This is a genomic window from Aequorivita viscosa, from assembly GCF_900106795.1.
Lineage (GTDB): Bacteria > Bacteroidota > Bacteroidia > Flavobacteriales > Flavobacteriaceae > Aequorivita > Aequorivita viscosa.
This window is the reverse complement of record NZ_FNNS01000012.1, coordinates 85950-103102: the sequence shown is the minus strand read 5'-3', so window position 1 is coordinate 103102 and position 17153 is coordinate 85950. Positions and strand designations below refer to the sequence as shown.

Below are 17153 nucleotides of genomic sequence, written 5' to 3'. Positions count from 1 at the left end.
GCTCATTGGCGAGCCTTCGCCTTCGCCTGTTGTATACACTTCGCTCAATTTTTGTATATATCATTTCGGGAAGTTTTCTGAAAAGATCGTTTTCACTATCTCTGCCCATAAACTCAGCCGTTAAACTCAAACTTATCAGTTCCAAGTCACAGAGCTTTGGTTCTCGCCTTTGATAGGGTAAAAGTTGATCTTTTGATATTTTTCTTAAAACTTCCAATATTCTTTCGTAATTTGCACTTAAGTTGTTCATATATAATGTTTTATAGCTAAAACAAGATACTGATTATCAGTAATATGGACAACTTTTTTCTTTTAAATCATAATGCACAACGGGTTAGTTAAAATATAATTTCTATTCTAAGGTGACCACTAAATCCCCTTTCATTACCATAGAACCAGGTTTTAGCGACACAGATTTTACCTTTCCATCTTTATTTGCAGTTATCGTGGTTTCCATTTTCATGGCTTCAATAATAAAAAGGTGATCGTTCTTTTTAACCTTCTGCCCTTTTTTCACTAGGACCTTATAAAGACTTCCCTGCAGCGGAGTTCCGTATTGATTCGAATCCTGTTCATCGGCTTTTACGTTTATTTCTTTACTTACAATAATGGATTTATCTTTAATTTCCACAAATCGGTTTTCTCCATTTACTGAAAAGAATACAATTCTAATTCCGTCTTCGTTTGGAATTCCAACAGAAAGAAGCTTAACAAGTATGGACTTGCCCGGCTCCAATTCAATCGTAGCTTCTTCTTGAAGTTTCATTCCATAAAAGAAATTTTCTGTAGACAGAATAGTTGTATTTCCGTAAAGTTTATATTTCTCGTGGGCATCTTCAAAAACCCTTGGATACAGTATGTAAGAAAGGAAGTCTTCAAACTCGAGAGATCTTGAAAATCCTTTCTGAAACTTTTTCTTAAAAGCATTAAATTCTACATCAAAATCTATCGGATCTAAATGCGCATTAGGCCTTTCGGTGTACGCTGACGTGTTTTTAAGAATTATGTTTTGAAGTTCTTTTGGAAATCCGCCAATGGGTTGCCCTAAATCGCCTTTAAAAAAGCTAATTACCGATTCTGGAAAAGAGAGCGATTCGCCCCGTTCCATAACATTTTCTGGCTGAAGGTTATTCGTTACCATGAAAATAGCCATGTCTCCCACCACCTTTGAACTCGGTGTAACCTTGATAAGGTTTCCGAACATTTCATTAACCTTTTCGTACATTTTTTTCACCTCATCAAAACGATCTCCTAGCCCTAAAGCTTCAGATTGCGGTCGAAGGTTTGAATATTGTCCGCCAGGAATTTCGTGTTGATACACTTCTGCAGTTCCCGATTTAAGGCCAGATTCAAAAGGATAATACTTTTCACGAACGTCTTCCCAATAATTGGAAAACTGATTCAATTTATTAATTTCGAAATCGTGCTCACGCGGTTGGTTTCGCATCATCTCGACAATAGAGTTGAAGTTTGGTTGCGAAGTAAGACCCGACATTCCGCCCAAAGCAACATCAACAACGTCTACTCCTGCTTCAATTGCCTTTAAATAGGTTGCAGATTGAACAGAGGAGGTATCGTGCGTATGCAAGTGCACAGGAATATTCAAGATGTCTTTTAAAGCAGCGACCAGTTCACTTGCAGCGTATGGTTTTAGCAACCCTGCCATATCTTTAATACAAATAATGTGCGCGCCGGTATTTTCAAGGTCTTTTGCTAGTTGGGTATAGTACTTTAAAGTGTATTTTGTCTCTTTTGGATCTAAAATATCTCCTGTATAACTAATAGCAGCCTCGGCTAATCCGCCCGTTTTCTCTCGAACAAAATTAATACTAGGCTCCATAGCTTTTACCCAGTTTAGCGAATCGAATATTCTAAAAATGTCGATTCCGTTTTCCCAAGATTTCTCGATGAATTTTTCGATTAAATTATCTGGGTACGCTTTATAACCAACGGCATTTGAACCACGAAGCAGCATTTGGAATAATATATTCGGAATTCTCTGCCGTAATTCACGAAGTCGAGACCAAGGGCTTTCATTTAAAAACCGAAGGCATACATCGAAAGTAGCACCGCCCCACATTTCAATACTAAATGTGTTGGAATGGTTTTTAGCAAAACTTTCGGCTACCTCCAACATATCATAGGTGCGCATTCGCGTTGCCAATAAAGATTGGTGCGCATCGCGAAATGTAGTGTCGGTATAATGAATTTTCTTTTCGTCCATTAACCATTTGCTAAACTTTTCCGGACCCAATTCGGTTAACAAATCTTTCGTTCCTTTTGGGTAATCGCCCAAAATGTCAAATTTTGGGACTTTTGGTGTTCTAAAAACTCTGTTTTTATCAATTGTCTTCACGTCTGGATTGCCGTTTACAATTACTTCACCTAAATAATTAACAATTTTTGAAGTACGATCTTGCGGAAGTTTAATCTCAAACAAGGATGGGGTATTGGCTATAAAATTAACGGTAGCCTTTCCGTCTTTAAACGTTTCGTGTTGAATTACATTTTGAAGAAAATGGATATTTGTTTTAACTCCGCGAATACGGAATTCTTTTAAGGCCCGTATCATTTTTCGTACCGCTCCGTCTAAAGTTCTTCCGTGGGCCGAAACTTTTACCAACATGGAATCAAAAAACGGACTTACATTATAGGATTGATATATACTCCCAGCATCCAATCGAATTCCCATTCCAGAAGCACTTCTGTATGTGGTTATTGTGCCGTAATCTGGCGTAAAGTTGTTTGCTGGATCTTCAGTTGTAAGGCGACATTGCATTGCAAAACCATAAGTAGCAAGTGTTTCTTGATCGTATATTTTAATTTGTTTATCAGATAATTTATAACCTCCCGCAACGAATATTTGAGTTTTTATTAAATCAATACCAGTTACCATTTCTGTAACAGTATGCTCTACTTGAATTCGGGGATTAACCTCTATAAAAAAGACATTATCTTCTTTATCGACTAAAAATTCAACAGTACCTACGTTGTTGTATTTAACTTCGGTGGCGATTTTAACTGCATATTCGTAAATAGCATTCTTAACTTTTCCAGAAACATTAAAAGAAGGTGCAACCTCAACAACTTTTTGATGTCTACGTTGTACCGAACAATCACGTTCAAATAAATGTCGGATATTACCGTGGTTGTCAGCAACTATCTGAACTTCAAGATGCTTTGGGTCTTCTACATATTTTTCCAGAAACATGGTGTCGTCGCCAAATGCGTTTAACGACTCGCTTCGAGCAGAATCAAAATTATTGCTTAAATCATCATCATTTCTAACAACGCGCATTCCACGCCCGCCACCGCCAGAAGCAGCTTTCAACATTATAGGGTAACCAATGGTCTTAGCTTCTGAAAGGGCAACTTTTAAAGATGTAAGTTTTTTGGTATTGCTTTTTATGGTTGGAACATCACATTTTTCGGCTATTTTCTTAGCAGTAATTTTATCGCCCAATGCGTCCATTACTTCAGGATCGGGTCCTATGAAAATAATTCCGTTTTTTGCACAATTACGGGCAAATGCTGAGTTTTCGGATAGAAAACCATACCCAGGATGAATGGCATCTACATTTTTTGCTTTTGCTATTGCAATAATTGCATCCCCGTCTAAATAAGGCTTTAACGGCTCATTATTTTCACCAATTTGATACGATTCATCCGCCTTATATCTGTGCTGCGAATAGCGGTCTTCATGGGTGTATATTGCAACTGTGGTAAGGTTAATTTCGGTACAGGCACGTAAGATTCTGATAGCAATTTCGCCTCGATTGGCAACTAGAACTTTTTTAATTTTCATGAAGACTTTTATTAAGGTTTATAAGATAAAGTCGTAAAGATAGGGAACACAGACAAAGGCTTAATATAATTTTCCAAATTTTTAAAATAAATATGCTAGCATAGGTGTAATTTAGAATACCTATACTTACATAAATTAAAAATTTGGCAGTTTGTGTAGAGTATTGATAATTTCAATAAAAAAATTAACAATCTAATTATGAGCCTGTTCTGACTCTGCGTAAATGAGGGTTTTCATTTTTATAGTTTCGAATTACAAAATCTAAAGCACTAGTAAGTACTTCACCCATATTGGTAGATTTTTTAAAATTCACATCGCCCGTTAGTTTAAACAAATCCATTTTTAATTGTTTTACTTTTTGAGGAGAAGAAACGCTATCGTTTCGTAAGCAGTTCATTAATCGTTTTAATCGTTTCCGCTCGCTTACCGCACGTTTTGCCAATAACGACCTTTCTTCATTTTCGTATTGATCAATGGATGCCTTTTGAAGTAAGCTCAAAGTCATTTCTACAAGTTTAAAGTTTTCTTTAAGAAATTGTGGTTTATATACTTTTACGTTTCCCTCATAACATTGTTGGTCGAAATCGATGGCGCGAATTCGATATTGTATTCGGTCAAAATCGTGGGTAAGTACTACAACATAGTTATAAGATCGCATATCGCCTAATAGCCGCACAAAACAACGTTCATTGAATTTCACAAATTCCTTGGCGATTTCCATTTTATCTCTTTCGTTACAATTATCCAAATAGTTCTCGATAAAATCGTCTCCCGGGATGCCTATAATATGTTCTTCGATTAATGTGTTTTTGTGTACGAGAAAATTAATGTTGTTTGGAGAGAGGATGCTTTCTAGCTCTAACCCGTAAATACGAGAGGCATCGGCTGTTTTTATGTATAAATAAATGTAGTTGTCGTTAAGAACATTTCGGACTTTAACACGGAAAGGCTTTGAATTTCCGAAGGTGCAAAAATCTACACTGTCAATATTTAGGTAAGGCAGAATAGTATCGCTACCGTCGGATTGTAAAATGGAATATATCTTTTTTAAGCTGTGATTTATTTCCTCAGTTTCAAATTCAGAATAATACACACTAACCCACAGGGTGTCTTTTCCATTTTTGTCATAAATAGAAACAGAGCCTTGAAAACGAAGTAAATCGTCATAATAAACCGGAATTTGAATCGTCCGGCCGTGACGGTTAAGATATTTTGAAAGTGCTTCGGTAATGGGATACGTCGGCTTTTTTTTTGAAATGAGTTTGTTTGACTTGTCCATGAAATAATCAAATAAGCCCTAAAGATACAGATTTAGAGCACGGATGCAATTTTAGTTTAGGATAGCCGTACCTTATAAAAAAGTGGTTCAGCCGAAATGACCTTAGAAAACGTGAAAAACCCGCATCCAGAAATTATCCCGCAATAATGTTGAATATAGTTAAACGCTTCGAAGTTACTTTTTTCAATAACCCGCACCGCATCAAAATTTTTCTTTATTTTTGCCACAGCAAACCCAAAATATGCAATACAAAAGAATTCTTTTAAAACTATCTGGCGAAGCCTTAATGGGCAATCAGCAATATGGAATCGATCCTATTCGCCTTAAGGAATACGCCCAAGAAATAAAGCAAATTACAGATAAAGGTGTAGAAGTAGCCATTGTTATTGGTGGCGGTAACATTTTTAGAGGTTTAGCAGGAGCCAGCAGCGGTATGGATCGCGTACAAGGCGACAATATGGGAATGTTGGCAACCATTATCAACGGTCTAGCATTACAAAGCGCCTTAGAAAACGAGGAAGTACCTACTCGTTTGCAAACTGCAATTAACATTAACGAAGTAGCAGAACCTTTTATTCGTCGCAAAGCAATACGTCATTTAGAAAAAGGTCGTGTGGTAATTTTTGGTGGCGGAACTGGAAATCCTTATTTTACTACAGACTCGGCTGCCGTTTTAAGGGCTATTGAAATAAATGCCGACGTTATCCTAAAAGGAACCCGTGTAGATGGCATTTACACTAGCGATCCAGAAAAGGACAAAATGGCGACAAAATTTGATTTTATAAGTTTTGAAGATGTTCTGCAAAAAGGTCTTAAAGTAATGGACACAACAGCCTTTACACTAAGTCAAGAAAACGAATTACCAATAATTGTGTTCGATATGAATACGAAAGGAAATCTTTTGAAAGTAGTTTGTGGAGAACGTATTGGAACCAAAGTTAATTTGTAATAAAATACTATTTTTCCCGAGTATTTAATGATTTTTACTCGCGATAAAATTATATTAAACTTGTAACCTTAAGCGAAGACGAAGCTTGAATTTTTAACCTTATGGAAGACGAAATAGATTTTATAATTGACGGTACCCGTGAAGCAATGGGTAATGCTCTTAAGCATTTGGAAAAACAATTTGCGAACATACGTGCAGGTAAAGCATCACCAGCAATGGTGGGCAGTGTAATGGTAGATTATTACGGCAACCCTACTCCGTTGAGCCAAGTGGCAAACGTAAGTACTCCTGACGGCATGACTATTAGTATTCAGCCTTGGGAAAGAGGAATGATTAACGAAATTGAACGCGGAATCCACCTTGCAAACCTCGGATTTAACCCAATGAACAATGGCGAAAGCGTAATCATTAATGTACCACCACTTACCGAAGAACGCAGAAGAGATTTGGCAAAACAAGCAAAAGCTGCCGCAGAAGAAGCCAAAATTGGTGTCCGTAATGATCGAAAAAATGCAAATAATGACCTAAAAGGACTCGATATTTCTGAAGATCTTAAAAAGAATTTAGAAGATGATATCCAGAAAATGACCGATAAGCACATCAAAAAAATTGATGACTTCTTGGCTGTAAAGGAAAAAGAAATAATGACGGTGTAAGCTATGCTTCCGTTAAACTTATTACAATAAAGCGGCTATTATGCCGCTTTGTTTTTACCTTTAAAAACACACTCCCTACGTTCCAATATGCAAAAAACCCTCTTTTTTGTTTTCTCGCTCATCGGACTACTTGCTTATGCTCAAACTCCAGCCATAAAGACAAGTGATACGATTATTAATGTTGAAAATAAGAAAGAACACCCGCTTTCAACAGGTTATTTCCCAATAGGGTTTTTCGATATTGACCTCAAAACACTTGTAAAATACAACAATTACGAAGGGGTACGATTGGGCATAGGAGGTCTTACGAACGACAAACTTTTTGAAAATTATAAACTAGGTGGATATGTAGCGTACGGGTTTATCGATGCCAAAGTAAAGTACGGATTGGGAGCCAGTGTGCGAGTCAATAAAGAAAAAAAAACCTGGATTAAACTCTTTTATGCCGATGATATTAAAGAAATTGGCACATTCGATTTTCTTACCGATGCCCGCGTATATTCCATCTTCGAACCACGTTTGATAAATATTATTCAATTTTATAAATATCGGGAATACTACGCCAACATTACAAGCGAGCTCTCCCCGAAACTACTTTCCGAATTCCGTATAGCACATAGTAATGTTGAAAATATAGAAAACTATTTTTTTATAGATAATAGCAGATTTTATCACAATTACAAACTATCGGAAGCGTCCTTTTCTTTTCGGTATAGCCCAAAAACAAACTTCTTTACCAATGAAGATGGGACTCGTGAGTATTTTGACGGTCTTCCAAAAATTAGTGGACAAGTTACTCAGGGATTTAAAGGGGTTGGTGAAAGTGATTTTAATTATACCAAAATCGGACTTAAATTCGATTATTTCATAAAACGAAAAGATCTTTCTTCAACAAATATTCTCTTAGAAGGATTATTGGCAATTGGCGATGTTCCGCTTACCCATCTCTTTCATTCATACCCTAACCAACCTAATAAATTAGATTGGACAGGGCGTTTTTCTGTTGCAGGGGTGCAGAGTTTTGAGACGATGCATTTTGGCGAATTCTATTCAGATAAGTTATCGATGCTACAAATAAAACACAGCTTACGCCGTTTTAAACTCACTGAAAAATGGAAGCCTGAACTCGTTATTATCACGCGACACGCAATGGGTGATATAAGCAAAATCGATAAGCATTTTGGTATTCCTTTTAAGTCTTTAAAGCACGTTTATAACGAATCTGGCGTTGAATTAAATAAAATTATTTTTGGCTTCGGACTGAGTTTCGCATACAGATACGGGTATTACCATTTGCCTTCCTTTGAAGAAAATGTATCGTTTAAATTCACTTTTAATTTGAAGGTATAAAGAACGAATTTTTTACTTAGACAACCTCAGCAACAACAAAGGTGCTTCCTCCAATGTATATAAAGTCGTCATAAGAAGCCGCCGCTAAAGCAGACTTATACGCTTTTTGAACCGAGATATATTCCTCTCCCTTTAGCCCAAATTCCAATGCTCGAACCGTTAATAATGATGCGTCTAGTCCGCGAGGAACATCTGGCTTACAGAAATAATAAACAGCTTCTTTCGGGAAAAAAGGCAAGATAGAAGCAAGGTTTTTATCATTTACAACTCCAAGAACAATGTGTAGTTGTTTGTAGGTTTCCTTTTTAAGTTGATTCATTACAATACGCAATCCGACTTCGTTGTGCGCAGTGTCGCAAACCACTTTCGGATTCTCATTTAAAATCTGCCAACGCCCCATTAAACCTGTATTTTCAATACTTTTTAACAAGCCATTCTGTATGTTTTCTTCAGATATATTCCATCCATTTTGCTGTAAAACTCGTATTGAAGTCAAAACAGTACGGATGTTTTTTTGCTGATAAACTCCTTTTAAATCTGAAGGATAATTTGGAGTATCATCTTTTTCGGCAAAAGCTATCGGCGCATTTTGTTCTAAGGCTTTACGCTCAAAAACAGGTTTTGTTTCGGGAAGGGTTTCTCCAATGATTACTGGCACTTCTTTTTTGATGATTCCAGCCTTTTCAGCCGCAATTTGACTTAGGGTGTTTCCCAAAAACTGTGTATGGTCTAAACCGATGTTTGTAATTATTGAAATTTCGGGAGTAACAATATTTGTGCTATCTAACCTACCACCCATTCCTGTTTCTATGATTACAATATCCACTTTTTCACTTCTGAAATAATCAAAAGCAAGTCCTATTGTCATTTCAAAAAAGGAAAGTTGATTGCGCTCTAGATATGGTTTATGTTTTTCAACAAATTCGCAAACAGTCTGTTCGGGAATCATTTTTCCGTTAATTTTTATCCGTTCACGAAAATCCTTTAAGTGAGGCGAAGTGTAAAGCCCAGTTTTATAACCTGCTTCTTGATAAATTGAAGCCAATAGATGGCTCGTACTTCCCTTGCCATTAGTGCCGGCAACATGCACACTTTTAAAGCTTTTTTCAGGATTGTTTAAATAACGGGCAAGATTAATCGTTGCTGATAAATCGGCTTTGTAGGCAGATTGCCCCACCCTTTGGTACATTGGGAGTTGCGCAAAAAGCCACTGTATTGTTTTGGAATATTTGATGAGAATAGAATTAGAGCTACAACAAAATTACTCTGAAAGGCTGAATCTATAAACTATTTTACCGATTTGTTTTGCTGGTGCTTTATCGTCGGGATTAAATTTTGTTGCCATAGCAGCACGTTTTGCTGGCTCGGTAAGACATTTAGAGTTGTTTGTAGTTCCACGAACTCCTGGAGTAGCACTGGTTACGTTTCCGTTTCTATCCACTTCAATACTAACTACCACAATACCAGCTTCGTTACATTCTTGCACAAATTTTTCCTTGTTCAGTGCTTTTCTTCCACCTAACTGATAGTTACCATCGCCATCCAAACCTTTGCCTGTACCGTAGTAAGCACTTGCGTTAGGGTCGCCATCTGGATCTCCTTTATCTCCAGGCTTACCGTCATTTCCTTCTCCCCCTTTTGCCGTTCCATCGCTCTTAGGACCATTCAAAAAACTGGAAAGCGCATCTGTGGTAGATTGATCTGGCTTTGGATCTGGTTTTTTTTCTTCCTTTTTAGGTTCTTCTTTTACAGGCTTTACAGGAGTTTCAGTTTGTTCCTTTTTAGGTTTTTCTTTTTTAATTACAGGAACATCTTCAGCATCCTGAGTCACAACTTCTTCTTTAATTTCAGATTTTGGTTGTGAAACTGGTTGCGAAGTAGTTTTTTGAGGTGCTGATTGTATTTTTTCGGTTGGCTGAATTTTTCCACTACCTACGTCAGACGTTCCAAAATTAACCGCAATCCCCTGCTCTATTGGAGGGTCGAGATATCTCATTCCAACAAAAAACAACAAAATAAGAAGAATGACGTGCACGATTACCGTGATGGTCATACTTTTTCGTTTATGTTCTGTGTCTAAAAGTTTCAAAGGTTTGCGGTTTGTGGTTTGAAAGAAACGGGGTTAATGGTACTGCGATAAACGACTTTACTTTATCAACTTTATTTGGGCCTAACGGCTAGTACTACTTTAAACTTATTTTTATTTGCAATATCCATTACAAAAACAGCGTCTTCAATTGGTACGCCTTCTTCGGCACGCAAAATAATTGTGGGATCATCTTGGCCTGCTAAAATACGTTTTAGCTCCTTTTCTATATTGTATTCGCTTGTTCTTTCGTTGTCTACGTAAAAAGCGCGATCTTTTGTAATACTCACCGAAGCTTTCTGTACACTTGAAGTCTTTCCGCTTGCTTTTGGAAGTATTAAATCCAAAGCATTTGGCGTTATTGTTGGCGAAGTAAGTAAGAAAAACACCAGTAACAGAAAAACAATGTCTGTCATGGAGCTCATACTAAACTCGGCACTTACTTTATTTCTCCCTCGTAAATTCATTAACTAGGCTCGTTTAACATATCAAGAAAATCAACTGCGGTAGCTTCCATTTGGTGCACTACTTTATCAGTTTTAACTACTAAATGGTTGTAGCCCATATAGGCAATAATCCCGACGATTAGACCCGCTACTGTTGTGGTCATTGCAGTATAAATACCTTCTGCCAGTCCGCCCATTTCAGCTTGTCCGCTACTTGTTGCTAGTTCGTGGAAAGCCAAAACCATACCAATTACGGTTCCCAGGAAACCAATCATTGGAGCTGCTCCTGCAATAGTTGCAAGAACGCTCACATTTTTCTCCAGCTTATACACCTCAAGACGTCCTGCGTTTTCAATTGCTGTATTAATATCTTCTAAGGGGCTGCCAATTCGGGAAAGTCCTTTTTCTGTTAGATGCGACACAGGAGTGTTGTTTTGCGAACATAGCATTTTTGCTGCTTGCAGATTACCTTTAGACACGTGATCGTGAATCTGGTTCATAAAATTAGAATCCATTTTACTTGCAGCTTTTATGGCAAATAATCTTTCAAAATAAATATAAACCGCAACAAAAAGTAACACAAACAGTATTGCGATTATAATCTGTCCCGCGATTCCCCCGGTCATTAGGAGATCCATTATTGATAGGGTTTTTTCTTCGACAATTGGTTCAAGGTCTTGTGCTACTTCAGCACCATCCTGAATTAAGAAGTTCAACATAAATACATTTTGTTTAAGTGAATAACGAGATTGATTTTTAAAAATTGTTATACGTGATGAAATATGACTCTTTCAACCAGTAAAAATACTCCTGCTCCTGCAATAAACCCAACAAATGCGAGCCAAGTAATGTTTTTTAGATACCAGATAAAGTCGATGCGCTCCATTCCCATGGCTGCTACACCTGCTGCCGAACCAATAATGAGCATACTTCCTCCTGTTCCTGCAGCATAGGCTATAAAATGCCACAAAACAGAATCTACTGGCGAATCGTACATTCCCATTGAAGCCGCAACCAAAGGTACGTTATCAATAATTGCAGACAACATTCCTAGAAGTATTATAACGACGTCTTGATTTGGAATAGTTCTCTGCAAAACTTCTGCCATATATCGAAGTGTTCCTACTTCTTCACCTTTTACAACACCATATACCAAAGCTTCTAGACCTGCAACAGCCATTAAAATTCCGAGGAAAAACAAAATACTTGAAATTTCTATTCTGGCCAACGCTTTATGAGTTGAGTAAAGTTCTCTTCTTTCCCTGCTAAAATCCTCTTCTGGATGGATGTATTCCGAGACTAACCAAACCACTCCCAAAGCGAGCATCATCCCCATATATGGAGGCAAATGAGTTAAAGTTTTAAACACAGGTACCGAAACAATCATTCCAAGCCCTAAAAACAACATTGTTTTACTGCTTAATAGTTTTGTGGCTTTGCTGCTTTCTTGCGGCTCTACCTCCAACGTTCCTTTAAAGACGGGCAGATAACTTGCAATTAAGAATGGAATAACAAACGAAACAATAGAAGGAAGCACAACAAACTCAATTAAACCTCCGGCTGTAAGTTTCTTTGCAATCCATAACATAGTTGTGGTTACGTCTCCAATTGGAGACCAAGCTCCACCTGAATTTGCTGCAATAACTATAAGGGCAGCATACCACAACCGATCTTCTCGTCTGTGAATTAACTTTCTAAGGAGTGTAATAAGTACAATAGTTGCCGTTAGGTTGTCTATAATAGCTGAAAGAAAAAATGCTAAAATTCCAATTATCCAAAGTAGCTTTCGTTTGCTTCGAGTATGGACCACGTTTTTTAGAACTTCGAAACCTTGATGAAGGTCTATTATTTCTACAATCGTCATTGCGCCGATCAAGAAAATAAGTATTTCACAAGTTTTTCCAAAGTGATGAAGCAAGGTTCCTTCAAAACCTTCTAAGGCGTGTTCGCCACCCGATAGAAAGTTAAACACCTGCCCTTCAGTATTTATGATATTAAACCAACCATTGGTGAATCCAATAGCTAAAACAGCCCAAATAAGTGAAGCCATTACGAGTGCTGGAACAGTTTTATCCAGTCTTAAGGGGTGTTCTAGTGTTATTGATAAGTACCCGAGAACAAAAATTAAAATGATGATCGATTCCATTTACTCCTAAATATGCTTTATAGCAATTGTTTCAACGCGATCTCGAATGAGGTTTTGCTGATATCTGTTTTACTGTTGTTTCTATCGAAGGTGCTCTGAATTGCATCTTTTATAGTCGAAGAAGTATCCTTAAAAATTGCCTCATCTGTCAATTCAGCTTTACCCTCCATTAAATAAGCAAAAACCCTTGCCATTCCGCAGTTACTTATAAAATCTGGAATTAAGCTTATATGTTCGTCGGTGTATTCCATAATGGGACCGAAGAAAATTTCTTTATCTGCAAAAGGAACATTTGCGCCACAGCTAATTACTTCAAGTCCGGTTTCAATCATTTGAGAAACTTGTTCTTTAGTAACGAGCCTTGAAGCTGCGCACGGAGCAAATATTTCGGTTTCGAGCTTCCAAATTTGATTGTTTATTTCTTCAAACGACATCATATTATCAGCTACAAGTTCATTTCCGTTTTTATTCAGAAAAAGTTGTTTTACTTCTTCAAACGAAAAACCTTCTTTGTTTATAATTCCTCCATTTCGGTCTATTATTCCAACTATTTTAGCACCCATTTGGGCGAGATAGAAAGCGGCTGCCGAGCCTACATTTCCAAAACCCTGAACAACGGCACGTTTTCCTTTTACACTACCTCCGTAAATATCGTAATAATGCTTCACAGCTTCAGCTACGCCAAAACCGGTAACCATATCGGCAACTTTTAAATTTTGGCTAACATCTGGACTATATGTCGCACTTTCCAAAGTTTTTCCAACTCCATCTCTCAATTGCCCAATACGCTGAACTTTATCTGCTTCCGATGGGTTAAAATGACCATTAAAAACACCTTCTTGTGGGTGCCTAATGCCGCATTTTTCAATAAAAGGAATCACTTCTAGTCGTTGATCCACGTTCATATCGCCACCAGTGCCATAATAATTTTTAAGTAACGGGGAAACAGCTTTAAACCAACGTTCCAAAACACCTCTTTTTCGAGGGTCGGCAGGGTCAAAATTTATACCGCTTTTTGCACCGCCAATTGGAGGGCCCGCAACGGTAAATTTAACTTCCATGGTTTTAGCTAAGGAAAGCACTTCGTTTTTATCAAGTCCTTTTCGCATTCTTGTTCCGCCACCAGCAGCTCCTCCTCGTAAGGAATTGATTACTGTCCAGCCTTCAGCCTCGGTTTCAGGGTCGGTCCAATGGAATACTATTTCGGGGGCTTTTTCTTCGTACTTTTTGAGTAAGTCTTTCATTGATATGATTAGTTAATCTCTAAATATCCAAAGCTTTGGAGAATGATGAGTTCTTCGCTAACAGCTTCAAATTTGCTTGGCAAATATAGAAAACTTAGAAGGGGATTTGTTTTATTTTTAAGAAAAATTACGGCGAGAAAACAATCCCTGAAGAATGGTTAGACTTTGCTCCTGTGACACTTGCCAAGCAATTTACTTCGCCCCGCATCTTTAAAATACCTAAAAGTCCGAAAATCAACGCTTCTTTATACTCAATTAATTTAGAAGATGGAACAATTACCGTTACCGCACTAAGGTTTTTTAGTCTTTCAATTAAAAAAGAGTTATAAACACCACCACCCGTTATTAATACTGAAGCGCCTTCGGAAAATTGGTTTGCCAGTTGCATTGCAATATGTTCTGTAAAAGTTCGTAAAATATCTTTGGAAGAACTATTGACATCGTCTAGTATGGGAAAGATGTTTTTATTTACCCACTCCAAGCCTAGCGATTTTGGAGGTGTTTCAGAATAAAAAGGAAGTGCGTTCAACTTTTCTAGCAATTTAGAATTGACTGATCCGCTTCTCGCCCAATTTCCATCTTCGTCAAAATCCTTCCCAAGTTTTTCGGCATATCGATTTAACACGATATTTACAGGACAGATATCATAAGCAATTCTGTTTCCATTTACTTCTGAAGAAACATTCGCGAAACCTCCGAGATTTAAACAGTAATCAAATTCTGAAAAAAGTAGTCTGTCACCAATCGGAACCAACGGCGCTCCTTGTCCGCCCAAGTTAACATCTTGCGTTCTAAAATCGCAAACAACGGTTCGAAAAACCAATTTAGCCAATCGCGGCAGATTTCCAATTTGAAGTGTAAATCCTTTTTCTGGTTGATGCAAAATGGTGTGACCGTGACTGCAAATAGCATCTATTTCCTGAATATTATTTCTTCTTATAAAACCTAAGATTTCTTCAGATAGCTTTTCGGTATATTTAAAATCAAGTCGCTCTAATTGTTCTTGTGAATAGTTGATTGCTTCTCGAAGTTCGTTTTTCCAATATGAAGAATACGGAATCGTTCGGGCTTTAAGGATTTTAAAATTCCATTTCCCTTCAGAATAATTAAAGGTAGCCTCTGCCAAATCGATACCATCTAGGGAGGTGCCACTCATTACTCCGATAATATGATAATTGTCTTTTTTCAAATTTATATAATTGGATTTGGATTAAAGATAGTTAGGAAGATTTGAAATAAAACGAAAACAAGAATCAAATTTTAAAATCTGATTGCGGATTTTGGGATTTTAAATTGGTGCTTTGGGATTTACTTTAATTTTAAAGTACATTTGCAATTCTTAAAAACGATATTTTCAAAAACAAAGCCTATGGATTTCAGTCTATCCGAAGAACAGATAATGATACGCGACGCTGCTCGCGATTTTGCACGTACCGAATTACTTCCGGGCGTAATTGAGCGTGACAACCTGCAACAATTCCCTGCCGAACAAGTCAAGAAAATGGGCGAACTCGGATTTTTAGGAATGATGGTAGATCCAAAATACGGCGGTGGCGGTATGGATGCAGTTTCCTACGCTTTAGTCATGGAAGAGCTTAGCAAGGTAGATGCATCTTGTTCAGTAATTGTTTCTGTAAACAACTCCTTAGTCTGCTATGGTCTCGAGGCTTACGGAACTGAAGAACAAAAACAAAAATACCTAACTAAATTGGCTACTGGTGAAAAGCTTGGTGCATTTTGTTTAAGTGAACCAGAGGCGGGAAGTGATGCTACTTCGCAAAAAACGACCGCGATTGAAGATGGTGATCATTATATCCTAAACGGAACAAAAAACTGGATTACCAATGGCGGTACCGCTGATTATTACTTGGTAATTGCTCAAACCCATAAAGAGAAAAAACACAAAGGAATTAACGCCTTTATAGTTGAAAAAGGCTGGGAAGGCTTTGAAATTGGCCCAAAAGAAGATAAATTGGGAATACGCGGAAGCGACACTCATTCTTTAATTTTCAATGACGTAAGGGTTCCAAAAGAAAACAGAATTGGCGAAGATGGCTTTGGATTTACTTTTGCTATGAAAACGCTATCTGGTGGCCGTATTGGTATCGCGGCTCAAGCTTTAGGAATTGCTGCAGGAGCTTACGATTTAGCTCGCGAATATTCAAAAGTGCGTAAAGCGTTTGGAACAGAAATCTGTAACCACCAAGCTATCGCATTTAAACTTGCCGACATGCACACGAGCATTGAAGCTGCGAGACATATGGTATTAAAAGCAGCGTGGGACAAAGACCAAGGCAACAATTACGATATGAGCGGCGCAATGGCTAAACTATATGCTAGCCAAGTAGCAATGGACGTAACAGTTGAAGCAGTTCAAGTACACGGCGGAAACGGTTTCGTAAAAGAATACCACGTTGAACGTTTAATGCGTGATGCCAAAATTACCCAGATTTACGAAGGAACTTCAGAGATTCAAAAAATTGTAATTTCCAGAGGACTTTTAAGAGACTAGTCTTGGTATAATTCTTTTTTGCCAAAGCAAATAGGAATCACTCGACTACCATTAATTGTGCGGTCATTTAACAGTTCGCATTTTGTGAAGTGAATATCACTTCAGAATATTCACATTGAATCTCTATAAACACTAAGCAAGGCTGATAATGGTCTTGCTTTTTTGTTTTAGAGGGAAATTATCTCTTAATAAATGACTAAGTAGTTATTTAGAACAATAAAAAGGCTTCAAAATTAATAGTTTCTTGCAGGAAACTGATTACTAAAAAGCAACTGCGAATGACTAACTTTACACTTAATTTTCAAACTAAATAATATGGCTGTAATAATACACGTAGATTTTCCACACAACGATGTTTGGGGAAAAGAAATGGCAGTTCAAATGAATGAATTGGCTCAAAGCATTAACAACGAACCTGGTTTTATCTGGAAGTTTTGGACAGAAAGTAAAAAAGATGAAATGGCAGGTGGTGTTTATATGTTCGATTCAAGGGAAAATGCAGAAAAATACCTCAAAATGCATTCTGAAAGATTGGCGCAATTTGGATATTCAAATATTAGAGGAAAAGTTTTTGAAATAAATGAAGAGCTTTCTGCTATTTGTAAAGCACCCCTGCAGTAATTCAATTTTTAAAAACCGAAATCGCAGGCTATTTCGTTTGGAATTGTAATAGTTACGAA

Annotated in this window: 14 protein-coding genes and 1 pseudogene; 5 read left to right on the top strand and 10 right to left on the bottom strand. The window is 37.4% G+C overall.

The features are described from left to right. The 3 genes and pseudogenes from BLW28_RS08815 to BLW28_RS08805 all read right to left on the bottom strand — a co-directional run. Positions 1-250 (bottom strand): annotated as a pseudogene (locus tag BLW28_RS08815) (IS982 family transposase); the annotation flags it as partial. 102 nt (positions 251-352) lie between these two features. Then, entirely contained in the window at positions 353-3805 is a 3453-nt protein-coding gene (locus BLW28_RS08810; protein ID WP_073217969.1) for a pyruvate carboxylase, read from the bottom strand. Positions 3806-4001: 196 nt separating this feature from the next. Further along, a complete protein-coding gene (locus tag BLW28_RS08805) occupies positions 4002-5084 on the bottom strand; it encodes a hypothetical protein (protein ID WP_073217966.1) in 1083 nt (360 codons plus the stop codon). Positions 5085-5325: 241 nt separating this feature from the next. Here BLW28_RS08805 and pyrH point away from each other — a divergent pair, with 241 nt between their 5' ends. From pyrH to BLW28_RS08790, 3 genes are all read left to right on the top strand, one after another. Continuing rightward, on the top strand, positions 5326-6033 hold the full coding sequence (pyrH, locus tag BLW28_RS08800; RefSeq protein ID WP_073217963.1) for a UMP kinase: 708 nt from the start codon (positions 5326-5328) through the stop codon (positions 6031-6033). A gap of 101 nt (positions 6034-6134) precedes the next feature. Next, entirely contained in the window at positions 6135-6689 is a 555-nt protein-coding gene (gene frr, locus BLW28_RS08795; protein ID WP_073217962.1) for a ribosome recycling factor, read from the top strand. An 87-nt stretch (positions 6690-6776) separates the two neighbouring features. Then, the gene (locus tag BLW28_RS08790) at positions 6777-8039 is read left to right on the top strand and encodes a hypothetical protein (protein ID WP_073217959.1); all 1263 of its coding nucleotides are present in this window, start codon (positions 6777-6779) and stop codon (positions 8037-8039) included. Positions 8040-8055: 16 nt separating this feature from the next. Here the strand turns inward: BLW28_RS08790 and BLW28_RS08785 are convergent, their stop codons facing one another. The 7 genes from BLW28_RS08785 to BLW28_RS08755 form a co-directional block, all read right to left on the bottom strand. Next, positions 8056-9273 (bottom strand): bifunctional folylpolyglutamate synthase/dihydrofolate synthase, encoded by a 1218-nt coding sequence (locus BLW28_RS08785; RefSeq protein ID WP_073217956.1) that lies wholly within the window; start codon positions 9271-9273, stop codon positions 8056-8058. Positions 9274-9300: 27 nt separating this feature from the next. Next, complete coding sequence (locus BLW28_RS08780; protein ID WP_073217953.1) at positions 9301-10128, bottom strand: energy transducer TonB; 828 nt, start codon at positions 10126-10128, stop codon at positions 9301-9303. 71 nt (positions 10129-10199) lie between these two features. After that, entirely contained in the window at positions 10200-10592 is a 393-nt protein-coding gene (locus tag BLW28_RS08775; protein ID WP_073217950.1) for an ExbD/TolR family protein, read from the bottom strand. Further along, a complete protein-coding gene (locus BLW28_RS08770; protein WP_073217948.1) occupies positions 10592-11290 on the bottom strand; it encodes a MotA/TolQ/ExbB proton channel family protein in 699 nt (232 codons plus the stop codon). Before BLW28_RS08770 ends, BLW28_RS08775 begins: the two co-directional genes overlap by 1 nt. Positions 11291-11337: 47 nt before the next feature. After that, on the bottom strand, positions 11338-12717 hold the full coding sequence (nhaD, locus tag BLW28_RS08765) for a sodium:proton antiporter NhaD (protein ID WP_073217944.1): 1380 nt from the start codon (positions 12715-12717) through the stop codon (positions 11338-11340). A gap of 17 nt (positions 12718-12734) precedes the next feature. Further along, positions 12735-13961, bottom strand: a complete 1227-nt coding sequence (locus tag BLW28_RS08760; RefSeq protein ID WP_073217940.1) for a Glu/Leu/Phe/Val dehydrogenase dimerization domain-containing protein — start codon at positions 13959-13961, stop codon at positions 12735-12737. A gap of 127 nt (positions 13962-14088) precedes the next feature. After that, the gene (locus BLW28_RS08755) at positions 14089-15150 is read right to left on the bottom strand and encodes an anhydro-N-acetylmuramic acid kinase (protein WP_073217936.1); all 1062 of its coding nucleotides are present in this window, start codon (positions 15148-15150) and stop codon (positions 14089-14091) included. A gap of 180 nt (positions 15151-15330) precedes the next feature. On the opposite strand from BLW28_RS08755, the gene BLW28_RS08750 reads away from it, so the two are divergent. Further along, positions 15331-16473: an acyl-CoA dehydrogenase gene (locus BLW28_RS08750; protein ID WP_073217933.1), complete on the top strand. Its 1143-nt coding sequence runs from the start codon at positions 15331-15333 to the stop codon at positions 16471-16473. A 315-nt stretch (positions 16474-16788) separates the two neighbouring features. Further along, positions 16789-17094 (top strand): monooxygenase, encoded by a 306-nt coding sequence (locus BLW28_RS08745; protein WP_073217930.1) that lies wholly within the window; start codon positions 16789-16791, stop codon positions 17092-17094. The last annotated feature ends 59 nt before the right edge of the window (positions 17095-17153 follow it).